The following is a 13,800-nucleotide window of genomic DNA, read 5'->3' on the forward strand; positions in this document are numbered from 1 at the left end:
ATCTCCTTCTGTTTTTATATTTGCCCACTTATGACGTATTATATCACACTATCCAAAGATTCTGCCACGATTTTTTTATGATCTCTAAAAAACCTGTAAAAACTCTATTTATACTTTCTTTTTTTGTCATATATACAGCAAAAGTGACAAAATAAAGACCGCAGAGCTTCATAAAACCTGAACAATACTTTCAGATATAAAAATAAGCATCTGCCGCCGGAATCCTTCCGGCAATTGCAGATGCTATATGTATGTATATCTTTTTATTCACTGCGAAGGGCATCAATCGGATTAAGATTAGCTGCCTTTACAGATGGGAGAAGTCCGAAGATCAGACCGATCAGCATGGAAAATACCACAGAACCGATAATTGCCGGAACGCTGATAGCTGTTGGTGCTCCTGACACCTGAGACACCATTTTTGACAGGATGATCCCAAGGACCACACCAATGATTCCTCCGATACTGGTCAGCACCGAAGCTTCCGTCAGAAACTGTCCCAGGATCACTTTTTTTCTTGCTCCGATAGCTTTTTTCAGTCCGATCTCGCTGGTACGTTCTGTGACAGATACAAGCATGATATTCATAACACCGATACCACCAACAAGCAGGGAGATACTTGCGATCCAGATCAGCTGCTGATTGGTACTTTCGCTGAGCTTCTGGAGATTCTTGACCTTCTCCATAATGTCTTCCGCTTTATATTTAAAATTCGATTTGTTTTTTTCATTCTGGATTCCTGTATTCAGAATATCCTCTGCTGCTTTTCCTACAGAACTCATATTATCTGTGCTGTCTGCACGGACTGTCACATTTTGCGGCTGATCAAATTTAAATGCAACAGGCCAGGTAGTATCTGGGATCATCACGCTTCCCATGATCGTCTGCGAATATTCCTCGTACTCAGAAATCGTATTGATCTTCGGCATGCTGTCCTCACTCTGAGTGATCACACCTACAATAATATACGGTTCTGATCCCACCTCAATGGTTTTCCCTACAGGGCTCTCACTTCCGAAAATATTCTGTGCAGCATTGGAATCCACAAGAGCAACCTTTCGGTAGCTGTCATAATCTTTTTGTACAAATCCCCGACCGGACTGGACCAGGTATCCCATCGTTTTCAGATAATTGCTGTCGATCCCGTACACGGTTCCGCCCTGAAAGCTTGTGTTTTTATAATAAACACTGGCAGACTGGCTGCTGTAATAAAATGTAGAACTGATCACATGATCCAAGTCTCCGATCGCCGTTTTCTGGGAATCAGAAATAACCGGCGGTGTGGCCGAGCTTCCGTAAGAACCATAATCCATATCGTATGTACTGTCTCCGTCATAGAGCATAACCTGTACGGTATTGTTTCCGGACCCGATCAGATCTTCCTTGATCTGCTCACTGGTACCTTTGATCGTAGATACAATTGCAATAATAGATGCAATACCAATAATAATACCCAGCATGGTCAGAAAGGATCTCATCTTATGTGACCATATTCCCTGAAAAGCCAGGCGTATATTTTCAAACATGAAATTTCTCCTTCCTGTTATTTATTCATTGTACATATCATCCAAAGTTACTTCTTTTGTCTTGGCTCCCTCCTTCACGGCATCACCATATGGGAAAGCAAGAAGATCATCGGATTTCAGACCTGAAGTTACAACTGCATAATATCCGCTGTTCACAATGCTTCCCACTGTGATCTGCTGCTTTTTCAGTGTTCCCTTCACGTCTTTGTATACATAGCTGGTTCCATTTTCCGTACGGATAAATGCCTTCATCACAACCATACTGCCTTCGGCAAGTTTATTTGACTTCAGAGATACCGTCACATAATCCTGGTCGGTAAACTGCAATGAACGATCTGTGATCTCTGCATTAAAGGTGTAATACGATACATTGGGATTAGAATCTCCACCATAATAAGCATTTGAAGAATCCACCGGGTAATCGGATACATTCAGTACCTTCGCCTCAAAGCTGCCGGAATTATAACTGGTACACTGAAGAAGTGTTCCCTCCTTCATCTGATCCAGCATCAGTTCGCTGACCGTTCCGGTAACATAAAAACCATCTTTGCTTTTTACTTTCAGAAAAGCATCTCCATTATAAGAACCTGTGACTTCATCTCCGATGTAAGCAACCGTTCCATCCAGTTTGCTTGTTATCAGCTTGTTTTTTATTTTGTTCTCCAGCTTAGTGATTTTCAGATTATTTTCCTCAATATCCAGTTTCAAACTTGCGATCTTGTTTTTCTGGATCTTGATCGCATCCTCTCTTGACATGGTTGTGCCATCAGTACCGTCATCTCCATCACCGCTGTCATCCGGTATCTCATCATCATTTTTGTCATATTTGGAAGCCTCGTCCAGTGTAAATTCTGTTTCCGCATACATATATACCGGATTTTCAAGAAGACTTCCATCGATCAGATAATATCCTGTACAGGAAAGTGTTCTGTCCTGAAAATCAGCAATGGTATCATTCTCATGAAACTCCAGCTGGAACCAGCTGCCGCCTTTCTGGACCACTTTGGTTCCATCCTCACTGTATCCCGCCATTCTGTTAAAGAAGGATCCCATCACCGTAACTTTGCCTTTGGCACTGCTTACAAGAAAAACATAGGGATCTTCTTCCGTACCGGTTCCTGTAAACGGCTGAGAAGTATAATCCAGCTTCTGATAAAATTCCGGTTCACCATCTGTGATCCCCGGAATTTCCGGTTCTGTTCTATTGGGATCAGGAAGCTCATTGGGTCCCAGTGTGGGAGTCGGTGTCGGAGATACCGTTGGGGTGTCATCTTCTCCGGAACCCCAGTCCGTAGTCTCTCCGTCTGTAATATCATTGGCAGTAGGATCCTGGTAGGTCGGATCCATGATTAGATCCTCATCGGATGCAGTTGTATCCTCTTCCATATCCGCTGTGTCATCTCCGGTCATCTGCTCTGTTTCACTGTCCGTCGTTTCTCCGGACGGCATTTCTTCGGTAACTTCCTTTGCAGAATCTTCAAGATCTCCTTCTGTATCTGTAAAGGCACTGAGAAGTAATGGCCTAGAGGAAGCCGCTGCAAGATAGCTGCCATCTGCAGTAGCCGCGGAACCGGTAGTTGACTGCATATCCTCGTCTCCGTCACTTCCGGAAGGTGTATCGGTATTTGTCATTTCGCCGTCACCTCCTGTATCACCACCTGTAAGATTCAGGTCCGTATCATCAGTACTGTCTGTACTGTCTTCGATGGGACCTCCATTCTGAAGACTTGTCAGACGGTTCTGTGCTTTGGTCAGATCCTGCTCCTGCTTCTGCTGTTTCAGCTTTGCAATATTCAGCTCCATCTCTACAAGTGTCATATCAAAGGAGATCAGATTATCGCCTTTTTTTACATCATCACCCTGGGATACATATATTTTCTCGATGATCATATCTTTATCCATATTTATATTCTGAGAAACATTCGTGGTGATGGTTCCATCCAGTGTTGTCTCCGAATACCAGTCCGTCTGAAGATTGCTGACGCTGGTTACCGGCACCTCTGTTACCTTGGATTCTTTCACATGCATAAGCCCTGTGTAGATTCCTCCGGCTGCCAATGCCGCAACCAGTACACCAACGATCACTCTCTTCACCACTTTCATTCTATCACCTCTTTTCCTGCAGCTCACCGTCACGGATCATAACAACCCGTTTGGCATGTGCCGCGATCTCCGGGTCATGTGTGATCATCAGCACAGAAACTCCCTCATCGTTCAGCTTCTGAAACAGTTCCATAACCTGTGCTCCCGATTTCGTATCCAGTGCCCCGGTAGGCTCATCTGCCAGCAAAAGCTTGGGATTGTTTACGATCGCTCTTGCAATAGCCACTCTCTGCATCTGTCCTCCGGAAAGCTGGTTGGGCTTAAAATCCACCCTGTCGGCAAGGCCTACACGCTCCAGAGCTTTTCGTGCACGTTCCCGGCGCTCCTTTTTGGGAACCCTTGCATAATTCAGCGGCAGTTCCACATTTGTCAGCGCACTCTGCCTTGGAAGGAGATGAAAGCTCTGAAATACAAATCCGATCGTTTTCAGACGGATATCTGACATCTCATTTTCTGTACATTTGGCAATATCTTCTCCATTCAGGAGAAAAGTTCCCTTGGTAGGTTTATCCAGACATCCGATAATATTCATCAGTGTAGTCTTTCCGGAACCGGAAGGTCCCATGATCGCCACATATTCTCCCTCCTCCATGGAAAAATCTACATCTTTCAATACAGGTACCGTCATTTTCCCCTGTTGATAATCCTTATATATTCCTTTTAAATCCAAAATCATTCTGTCGGCGCTCCTTCCATCGGAACAAGGTCATCTCCCGAAGAAATATCGTCTGTCGCATCCATCATGTCACTGTCGATCGCTCCATCTTCGATCATTTCAGGCTCTGAGCCATCACTTTCCGTGTACGCAGAATCATCAATACTTTCATCACCCTCGGAATCATCCCACATCGCCGCTGTAGTCTGATCTGCAGTACCTTCTGTGACAGACATACCTTCTTTCAGCTCATCTGTCGGAAATGCGATCTTATCTTTTTCAGAAAGTCCGTCTGCGATCTCATATTCCCCAAGATCTTCATCATACTGTCCTAATATGACATCTCTCTTCTCCAGCTTGTTCTGACCGTTTGCGATCCAGACATATGGGCTGTCTGTATCCGCATCCACGATAAAATAATCGTTCAGCCAGATACCGGACTTCTTCTCATCCTGTCCTTCGTCCGGTTCAATATACACATGCTGCCCCAGCATCAGACCCTCAGATGAATCCAGATTCACATAAAACGGATAGGTACTGGATGATGTCTGATCATCACTGGCACTGGACATTCCGAACATTGCCATATCCGAACTGCTGTTGCTGGTAGAATTATCCAGGTCAACAGAGCCCATGGTGCCCTTCCAGGTTTTTGAAGAATCCACCCTGGAACGAATGATCACAGGAGTTCCCTCTATGATCGAATCACGGTTTATTTCATTTACCGTTCCCTTTACACGATAAGCACCTGTACTCAGGATCGTGATAAATGCATTGCCGGAGCTGTTTCCGGAACTGGAATCTGTGGAATCCGTCGTGCCTTCTGTCAGCGTATCCTCCACGCCCTCAGAATCATCGCCGCCCATCTTGGAGGTATCGATCTTCTGGATCACTCCATCGATCTCACTGCGCACCTCGGTATTCTGCGTTGCCTGGGAAAGCTTATTGATCTCTGCCTGTTTGCTTTTCTGATCATATTCATTCTTCTTGAGATTCATTTTCTGTGTTTCGATCTCTATTGTATAGGAAAGCTGATTATCTGCTGTAGCTTTCTTTTTCTCAGCTTCCAGTGTGGTGATCTGATCAGATATACTTAACTGTTCGTTTTTCAGGCGATCCAAGGCCAGCTGTGCTTCCTGAAGACTTTGCTGGATACTTCCAAGATCATACTGAAAAAGAAGCTGCCCTTTCTTGACTTCCTGACCGGTCTTTACCTGAACTTCTTTTACCTTTCGGCCGCTTTCGATCTTTACCTGAACCGTTTCCTGCGGTTCCACAACACCTGCATATCGGTTTTCCACTCCGGAATCCATTTCCGAAAGCTTGCTTATCTTTGTTACATATACAATATCGCTGCCTCCTGCGGACCCTGCATGATGTGTATAATAATACCATCCACCGGCTCCGATACCGGCTGCAAGTACAAGGACTCCAAGTGCGATCAAAATACGTTTTTTCATATCTGTCCCCTTTTCTCAGCATCGTACTGAAACTATCTGTTGCTTCAAACATCATAGCAGATTCACTCTAAAAAGAAAAGTCCCTGAAGAAAACGATGCAGATTTCACAGATTTTTCATAAAAAAGTCTCCTTTTTCTCCATTTTTGCGATATTTTGACTTTCGGTACTTTATCTGCTAAAATGTTGTAATATAACTTTTTTGAAAGGAAAGAACAATATGAAGACAGTGAAACATCTGCTGGCTTTCTTGATGATCATTCTTCTCTCAGTTTTTTTATGTAGCTGCTCCCAGTCGGCCAAAGCTCATGCGGAGAAGGCGATCAAAAAAGATCTGGATCTTCTTAAAAATCTGGACTCTGAAACAACCATGCAGTACATATCCTATCAGGAACTGTTTCCGGATTCTGATGACAGCACAAAGCTTTCTGCTGACATAAAAGAAGTATTTTCTCTCTTCTTTCAGAATTTCGATTACAAAATCCTAGGTATATCCGTTGATAGCGACGAAAAAAATGCTTCTGCGCAGCTTAAGCTCACTACTCTGGATGCTGAGGCTCTTGCCAGTGATTTTGTTTCTGCAAGCCTTCAGGAAGAAATACTGGAAACCGCCTCCGGTAAAGAAAATGATAACGGAAATTCCCTGGAGCAGCGTTATCTGCTACTGTACAAGCTTCTCAAGAATAACACGTACAGTTCTGTAGAACGCAATACTTCCATCCAACTAAACAATCTTGGATCTTCTTCAGAACCTGACTGGGAGATTACGCACAGTTCCTCTCTCGAAAATGATCTGGTCGGTGGCCTTATCACCTATCTGTCCGATCCTGATCTTGTGCCGCCTGCCGAAACGCTTACCGTCTATCTGAAAACGCTTCAGGAAATGGATGTAAAGCAGATGGCTAATTATTTGGGGCTGGATTCCATTCTGAACACTTCAGATTCGGCAAAAAACGCCATTGCCTCTGCCCTTATGGAACAGTTTCACTCCTGTTTTAACTACAAAATATCAAGCACCTCTGTTTCCGGATATCTTGCTGAAGTGGACGCAGAGCTTACCACATTTGACAGTAATTCCATTCTTACACAGTACGAAAAAGAATTGAATACTTATCTGGCTTCTGCTGATGCAGTGATCGACGGTTCCCAGAAGCGTTACAACAAATCACATGAACTGCTTCTGGACAGTATCAGGAATAATCAGGCAACCATAACTGCCACTGCTACCTTCCATCTCACAAACGATGGTGCATCCTGGAAGCTTGAGAATGCAGGTACCGAACTGGGCAATGCCATCTTCGGAACTCTTACCGCTTCACCGGTTCCTGAAGATTCTACCGAAGATAACGAATAAAGAATAAAAGCTAGAAAACCCGTGAATATCTGCTTTCTCTGACAGGAAAGCGTGATCTTCACGGGTTTTTTATATTCTTCTTTTTTATATTCCGGATATGATCTTTATAAAAAGCAATGCAAGGACTATAAGAATAATAGGCCGTATGATCCGGCTTCCGTTTTTCATAACCATACCTGCACCGGTATAATGTCCTGCGATCGAGAACACTGACGCTGCAATTCCAAGCATGATCACAATCTTTCCGCTGAGCAGAAATACAACAAGAGCCGCTACATTGGAAGAGAGGTTGGTAACCTTCATGGTACCGGAAGCTTTTGCCACACTCATTTTTCCCAATCCTGTAAACAAAAGCAAGAGAAAAGTTCCTGTTCCTGGTCCATAAAAGCCATCATAGCATCCTACAGCAAGAGAGCATACGGCACAGAGCAGGATCTGTTTTTTTCTGGCGATCTCGCCACCTTTCTCATCCATATTTTTCTTGCGCAGCACATAAAAAGCAACCACCGGAAGAACAGGGATCAGCATATAACGCAGGAGCTTATCACTGGCTATAAGAGCAAGGTGAGCTCCTATGGAAGATCCCAGGAGTGCCATTGGAATACATGGAAGCACCAGGATCCAGTCCACAAATTTATTTTTGCACAGACGGACAGTTGAGATCAATGTTCCTGTTGCTGATGACAGCTTGTTGGTGGCAACAGCATTATGTACAGGAATTCCGGCCAAAAGATAAGCAGGCAGGGAGATCAGTCCTCCCCCGCCTGCTACAGCATCTACAAATCCGGCAAGAAATACAAGTGGGCAAACGATCAGAAATGTATAGATTGTCGGCTGCATGATTTTTTATTCTTCCTCTTCTTTCTGCGGCTCAAGGTCAAGTCCCAGCTCATGAAGCTGTGCCTCACTTACCTGGCTAGGAGACTGAGTCATCAGACAGGAGGCATCCTTAACCTTCGGGAATGCAATAACATCACGGATCGTATCTGCCTTTGCCATAAGCATAACAAGTCTGTCAAGGCCATATGCAAGTCCTGCGTGTGGCGGAACTCCATATTTGAAGGCATCCAGAAGGAATCCGAACTGCTCATGTGCAGCTTCTTTTGTGAAGCCAAGTGCCTCAAACATTCTTTCCTGAATATCATCCTGATGGATACGCACGCTGCCGCCGCCGATCTCATTTCCGTTAAGAACGATGTCGTATGCTTTTGCACGAACCTTTCCCGGATCTGTGTCAAGAAGCGGAAGATCCTCCTCCATAAGCATGGTGAACGGATGGTGCATTGCTGTAAAACGGTTCTCCTCCTCGCTCCACTCAAGAAGCGGGAACTCTGTTACCCATACGAAACGATACTCATTTTTATCTAAAAGATCCATCTGTTTTGCAAGCTCAAGACGGAGTGCTCCCAGTACATCGTATACCAATTTTGTCTTATCTGCTGCAAAAAGAAGAAGATCTCCCGGCTTGCCGTCCATAGCTTTTACAAGAGCATCCATCTCTTCATCTGTCATAAACTTGGCGAAAGAAGACTTTCTGGTTCCGTCCTCTGCAATGGCAATGTATGCAAGACCTTTTGCACCATAACCTTTTACGAACTCAACAAGCTTATCGATCTTCTTTCTCGGCATTGCGCCCTGACCTTCTGCATTGATACCACGAACACTTCCGCCGTTCTCAAGCGCACCTGTGAACACACCAAATCCGCAGTCTTTTACGATATCACTGACATCATGAAGTTCCATACCGAAACGCATATCCGGCTTGTCGGAACCAAAACGATCCATAGCTTCCTGCCAGGTAATTCTCTGGATCGGGAGTTTTACATCGATATCCAGAACTTCTTTGAACAGGAATGCAAGATATCTCTCGTTAACATCGATAACATCGTCTACATCAACAAAGGAAAGCTCCATATCGATCTGTGTGAACTCCGGCTGACGGTCAGCACGAAGATCCTCATCACGGAAACATCTTGCGATCTGGATATAACGATCAAATCCGGAGCACATCAGAAGCTGCTTGTACAGCTGCGGAGACTGTGGAAGGCCATAGAAGCTTCCCGGATGAACACGTGATGGTACCAGATAGTCTCTGGCTCCCTCAGGAGTACTCTTTCCAAGCATCGGTGTCTCGATCTCAAGAAATCCCTCTTCTGTAAAGAACTGTCTTGTAAGCTGGGCAACCTTGCTCTTCATCATGATATTTCTCTGAAGATCCGGTCTTCTTAAATCAAGATAACGATATTTAAGTCGGATCTCATCTTTTGTCTTGCTATTCTCCTCGATCGGGAATGGAGGAACATCTGCCTCAGCAAGAACACGGAGGGATTTTACACGAAGCTCGATCTCGCCAGTTGCAAGATTCTCGTTTACTGCTCCTCCACGTTTCTCTACGGTACCGGTTACAGCAATAACAAACTCACTACGCAGTTTACCTGCTTTTGTAAAGCCTTCCTCGTCAATGCTGCCATTCTCAAAAATCAGCTGCATGATCCCGGAACGGTCACGAAGATCCACAAATACAAGACCTCCTTTATTTCTGGCTTTTGCCACCCATCCCATTAATGTTACTTCTTTTCCGACCATCTCTGTGGTCACTTCTGCACATCGGCAAGTTCTGTGCAGTCCCTGTATGCTTTCAGCCATCTCTTTATCCTCCTCTGACTATTTTTTTCATAGTCATTTTAATTTACTCTGCTATCTCCGTTTTCAGACGGGCAGTTTCAGTCTCTGTTGAAAAATTCTACATACTCTGTATAACCATCTGCTGCCAGCTGGTCTTTCTGGAATTTTTTGTTCTTTTTCATGATAGAGATATTGATCTGTGTACCTGCACTTCTTTCCTCAGTTGCCTGTTTCAGGATATTCAGAAGCTTGTCTGCCGGCATGTTCTTCTCAATCAGATATGCTTTCTTGCCATTCTTGGTTGGAATCTCATAGCCTCTCTCAAGAAGCAGCATAACGATTCTCTCAAATCCAATGGAGAAACCACAAGCACAGGTATTATTTCCTGTAAATTTACCGATCATCTCATCGTAACGTCCGCCTCCACCGACGCTTCCGCCGAACTCATCCATGGAAATCTCAAAGATCGGACCTGTGTAATAGGACATTCCACGTACCAGTGTAGGGTCAAAGGACATTTTGAAGTCTGCTGTTTTTACAGATTCTACAGTATTGATGATCGTTTCAAGATCCTCTGCAATACCTGCTTCCAGAACATCAGAAAGTTTTTCTTTAATATAACGGACACCCTCAACATCGTTGGTGATCTCACGGAAAAGTCCAAGATAAGTGTCAATGCTCTCTTTCGCAAAGCCCTCTTTCTCAAGCTCCTCTGCAACTCCCTCGATGCCGATCTTATCCATCTTGTCAAGAATAATAAAGACAGTATCAAAGCTCTCTGCCGGGAATCCGCTGTACTGAGCCATTGCCTTCAGGATCCTTCTGTCATTGATACGGATCGTAAAGTTATGGAAATCCAGTTTTCCAAGAAGTGTTGTAGTTGCAAGTACAAGCTCGATCTCAGCAAGATAGGTCGGCTCACCCAGGATATCGATATCACACTGCATAAACTGACGGAAACGACCTCTCTGCGGACGGTCAGCTCTCCATACATTTCCCATCTGAAGTGCCTTAAACGGAGCCGGAAGCTCGTTTGCATTATTGGAATAATATCTGGAAAGCGGTACGGTCAGGTCATAGCGAAGTCCGGAATCTGTCAGATCATTCTCTGTTTTTGCAGTATCCAGTTTCAGTTTCTCGCCTCTCTTCATGATCTTGAAGATCAGTTTTTCATTTTCACCGCCCTGCTTGCTGCAGAGATTCTCAATATGTTCTACACAGGGAGTCTCAATTGCGGAAAAACCAAAGGTTCCGTACGTCTCTCTGATCATATTCATCACATAGTTACGGATTGCCATTTCCTTCGGTAAAATGTCCTTCATTCCTGTAACCGGTTTCTTTTTTAATGCCATAGTTTCCTCCTTTATGAATCACCCTCTGAAATGCAAGAAACACCTGCATGTCAAAGTTTTTAATCTCATCGATCATCAGTCTTAAAACTTCATCATTTTCCAGAGCTTTCCGATATGGTCTGTCCATACTCAAAGCCGCATATACATCACATACTCTCAGGATCCTTGCACCCATAGGGATATCCTTTCCGCTTCTGTTGCTGGGATAACCGCTGCCGTCAAAATTCTCATGATGATAAAGAATACTTTCCAGAACATAATCGGAATATCCCTGGTCTTTCAGGATCTCATAACCTAATGTGGAGTGCATGCGGACATACTTCAATTCTTCAATGACCATCGGATTCTGCTCTTGGCCATTAATGTATCCTTCCAGTTTCAGCTTGCCTATATCATGGAGCATTCCGGCAATAGCCAGCTGATAACATTCTTTCTCACCAAGACCAAGCTCCTTTGCCACATCATAGGCAAGGTTACTGACAACAACCCCATGTTTCAGCTCTGCGGAAAGATCCATTTCCAGGATCCGGTCCTGCGTAGTTTCACTTATCTTCTGTACGCTTTTCAAGGATCCGTCTCTCCTTTCCGTCTACAGCCATTTTGCAATGCCCTCGCGTTTTCTCTCGATCATTTCATCGATACGTGTGATATAATTGACAACATCCTTCACATTCTCCACACGCTCAATGCGCTGTCCGTGATCAAACACAAGCTTGGAGGAACCACCTGCACCCAGTGCGATGATCGGCTGCTTTTCCTCCATAATCAGTATATTGTAAATCCCTGCTTTGTCAACCTCAGAATACCCGACGTTCTCAAAATTCCCCTTCATATTCTTCTGTCTGTACAGATAATAAGGACCCATTCCCATCTCGTAGGCCGTTTTCATAGTCAGATCCATGATCTCCTGATTGTTTTCAAAGGTCATCTCCTGGTATTTATCACGGAAAATATTCAGTCTTGCCGCACGCTTCACAGCAAGAGAATGTACGGTCAGGCTGTCCGGCCCGAGAGCTTTTACCTCGTCCAGTGTATGCTGCACTTTTGTGATATCTTCGCCGGGAAGGCCCACGATCAGATCCATATTGATATTGTCGAATCCGGCTTTTCTTGCCAGATGAAACGCATTCTTTGTCTGTTCTACTGTATGACGTCTGCCAATGATATCCAGGGTTTCCTGATTCATGGTCTGTGGATTTACAGAAATCCTGGTAACCGGAAACTCCCGGATCGCCTGAAGCTTTTCCAAGGTTATACTGTCCGGTCTTCCTGCCTCAACCGTAAATTCTTCCAGCTCCTCACAGGGAAAATATTCCGTGATCGCGCCAAGAAGTCTCCGAAGCTGATCCGGCTCCAGTGTGGTAGGTGTTCCCCCACCGATATAGACCGTATCCAGCTTCCGGTTTTTCATCATCCCGGAAACAGCCCGGATTTCCTTTACCAGCGCATCCAGATACGCCTCCACATATTTACGCCATCTCTCCAGCGGATAAGAACTGAATGAACAGTACAGACAGATACTCGGACAGAAAGGAATGCCAACATAAAGGCTGTAACCGTTTTCATAATCAATGTTTTTCAGGATATCCCGCTCACGATTTGCGATGGTAACTGCAAGAGCTGTTTTCTCCGGACTTACCAGATACTGATCTCTCATATATCTGGCAATCTCCGTATTTTTCATTCCGGACTCCAGCATTCCCATAGCCATTTTCACAGGACGGATGCCTGTAAGATTTCCCCAGGGAAGTGTCTTTCCTGTAGCTTTGGAAAGCATCTGATACAGGGCGTATTTGACCGCGTCTTTATTTTTTCTGCGGATATCATGGGCATCATTGCAAGAAATAAGGGCATCCGAAGCTTCTCCACTGGATTGCCCTTCTATCACAGCCCCATGAGCTGTTTTTTTCTCTATTCCGTTGTTATAACTGATGGTATAACCTTCTTCATCACGTGAAACCCGGAAGCGGATATCATAATCCGCATCATCCTCTTCATAAAGAGAAATGATCTCATTTCCGGGATAAAACGCTTTGATCAGCTCATACACATCATGCTCAAAATCTCTGTTCTGAAACAAAATTCCAATCTTATACAAATGGATTATACCTCTTTTCGTAACCAATGGTTGTAGATGCGTCATGCCCCGGAAATACTTCTGTATCCTCCGGCAAAGTATCCACAAGCTTGTGAAGGCTTTTCACGATCTCAGCAGAACTTCCGCCAGGAAAATCGGTTCTTCCCACAGAGCCGCAAAACAATGTATCTCCGCTGAAAAGCACACCTTCGTCTTTGATATAATAGCAGCAGCTTCCTTTGGTATGTCCCGGTGTGTGGAACATCTGAATGGAAAATCCGGCCGCTTCGAAGATCAGCCCGTCATCCAGAAGAACATCCGGCTTAATTGAACAGGCACTTCCATAAACAGCAGTCATATTTATCGTGGGCTCTGCCAGCATTGCTTCTTCCTGCCTGCATGCATAAACCGGGATCTGATATTTTTCCTTCACTTCCTTTACAGCCATGATGTGATCAAAATGACCATGTGTCAGAAGGATTCCCACCGGTTTTCCCTGCATAAGAGATACTTTCTGAAAAACTTTTTCTGCATAGTCTCCCGGGTCTACGATCAGCAGTTCTCCGGTCTCTTTATTTTTCAGAAAATAGCAGTTGGTAAACACCTGGCCAAGCACACACTGCTGCATTTCAAGTTTACTCATAAAAATT

At 44.4% G+C, this 13,800-nt stretch carries 11 protein-coding genes; 1 reads left to right on the forward strand and 10 read right to left on the reverse strand.

Annotated elements, in window-relative coordinates; all coding sequences use genetic code 11:
- Window positions 1-263 precede the first annotated feature (263 nt).
- The 4 genes from CCC70_RS15685 to CCC70_RS15700 are packed head-to-tail and all read right to left on the reverse strand — an operon-like array spanning window position 264 to window position 5,744.
- Complete coding sequence (locus CCC70_RS15685; protein WP_021650388.1) at window positions 264-1,526, reverse strand: ABC transporter permease; 1,263 nt, start codon at window positions 1,524-1,526, stop codon at window positions 264-266.
- 21 nt (window positions 1,527-1,547) lie between these two features.
- Entirely contained in the window at window positions 1,548-3,629 is a 2,082-nt protein-coding gene (locus tag CCC70_RS15690) for a hypothetical protein (protein WP_173741045.1), read from the reverse strand.
- 4 nt (window positions 3,630-3,633) lie between these two features.
- Entirely contained in the window at window positions 3,634-4,305 is a 672-nt protein-coding gene (locus CCC70_RS15695) for an ABC transporter ATP-binding protein (protein WP_015524653.1), read from the reverse strand.
- Window positions 4,302-5,744 (reverse strand): efflux RND transporter periplasmic adaptor subunit, encoded by a 1,443-nt coding sequence (locus CCC70_RS15700; protein WP_186582158.1) that lies wholly within the window; start codon window positions 5,742-5,744, stop codon window positions 4,302-4,304. Before CCC70_RS15700 ends, CCC70_RS15695 begins: the two co-directional genes overlap by 4 nt.
- A 218-nt stretch (window positions 5,745-5,962) precedes the next feature.
- Between CCC70_RS15700 and CCC70_RS15705 the strand changes: the two genes are divergently transcribed.
- Window positions 5,963-7,096 carry a hypothetical protein gene (locus CCC70_RS15705; RefSeq protein ID WP_110102460.1) on the forward strand — a complete coding sequence of 378 codons (1,134 nt, stop codon included), beginning with the start codon at window positions 5,963-5,965 and terminating at the stop codon, window positions 7,094-7,096.
- Window positions 7,097-7,180: 84 nt separating this feature from the next.
- On the opposite strand, the gene CCC70_RS15710 is transcribed toward CCC70_RS15705, so the two are convergent.
- The 6 genes from CCC70_RS15710 to CCC70_RS15735 all read right to left on the reverse strand — a co-directional run bounded on the left by CCC70_RS15710 (window position 7,181) and on the right by CCC70_RS15735 (window position 13,793).
- Complete coding sequence (locus CCC70_RS15710) at window positions 7,181-7,936, reverse strand: sulfite exporter TauE/SafE family protein (protein ID WP_287085217.1); 756 nt, start codon at window positions 7,934-7,936, stop codon at window positions 7,181-7,183.
- Window positions 7,937-7,942: 6 nt separating this feature from the next.
- Entirely contained in the window at window positions 7,943-9,742 is a 1,800-nt protein-coding gene (gene aspS / locus CCC70_RS15715; protein ID WP_287085218.1) for an aspartate--tRNA ligase, read from the reverse strand.
- Between the two features lie 77 nt (window positions 9,743-9,819).
- Window positions 9,820-11,073: a histidine--tRNA ligase gene (gene hisS / locus CCC70_RS15720; protein ID WP_114002783.1), complete on the reverse strand. Its 1,254-nt coding sequence runs from the start codon at window positions 11,071-11,073 to the stop codon at window positions 9,820-9,822.
- On the reverse strand, window positions 11,006-11,641 hold the full coding sequence (locus CCC70_RS15725; protein ID WP_021650382.1) for an HD-GYP domain-containing protein: 636 nt from the start codon (window positions 11,639-11,641) through the stop codon (window positions 11,006-11,008). Before CCC70_RS15725 ends, hisS begins: the two co-directional genes overlap by 68 nt.
- 21 nt (window positions 11,642-11,662) lie before the next feature.
- Entirely contained in the window at window positions 11,663-13,216 is a 1,554-nt protein-coding gene (gene hemZ / locus CCC70_RS15730; RefSeq protein ID WP_287085219.1) for a coproporphyrinogen dehydrogenase HemZ, read from the reverse strand.
- Entirely contained in the window at window positions 13,164-13,793 is a 630-nt protein-coding gene (locus CCC70_RS15735) for an MBL fold metallo-hydrolase (RefSeq protein ID WP_287085220.1), read from the reverse strand. Before CCC70_RS15735 ends, hemZ begins: the two co-directional genes overlap by 53 nt.
- Between the last annotated feature and the right edge of the window lie 7 nt (window positions 13,794-13,800).

This window comes from Blautia sp. LMAG:89, from assembly GCF_008679485.1.
Taxonomy (GTDB): domain Bacteria; phylum Bacillota; class Clostridia; order Lachnospirales; family Lachnospiraceae; genus Blautia_A; species Blautia_A fusiformis.

Coding starts and splice junctions, on each gene's coding strand:
- CCC70_RS15710 (WP_287085217.1), bottom strand. CDS start 7,936: ATGCAGCCGACAATCTATACATTTCTGATCGTTTGCCCACTTGTATTT.
- CCC70_RS15700 (WP_186582158.1), bottom strand. CDS start 5,744: ATGAAAAAACGTATTTTGATCGCACTTGGAGTCCTTGTACTTGCAGCC.
- CCC70_RS15705 (WP_110102460.1), top strand. CDS start 5,963: ATGAAGACAGTGAAACATCTGCTGGCTTTCTTGATGATCATTCTTCTC.
- CCC70_RS15690 (WP_173741045.1), bottom strand. CDS start 3,629: ATGAAAGTGGTGAAGAGAGTGATCGTTGGTGTACTGGTTGCGGCATTG.
- hisS (WP_114002783.1), bottom strand. CDS start 11,073: ATGGCATTAAAAAAGAAACCGGTTACAGGAATGAAGGACATTTTACCG.
- CCC70_RS15735 (WP_287085220.1), bottom strand. CDS start 13,793: ATGAGTAAACTTGAAATGCAGCAGTGTGTGCTTGGCCAGGTGTTTACC.
- CCC70_RS15695 (WP_015524653.1), bottom strand. CDS start 4,305: ATGATTTTGGATTTAAAAGGAATATATAAGGATTATCAACAGGGGAAA.
- hemZ (WP_287085219.1), bottom strand. CDS start 13,216: ATGACGCATCTACAACCATTGGTTACGAAAAGAGGTATAATCCATTTG.
- aspS (WP_287085218.1), bottom strand. CDS start 9,742: ATGGCTGAAAGCATACAGGGACTGCACAGAACTTGCCGATGTGCAGAA.
- CCC70_RS15685 (WP_021650388.1), bottom strand. CDS start 1,526: ATGTTTGAAAATATACGCCTGGCTTTTCAGGGAATATGGTCACATAAG.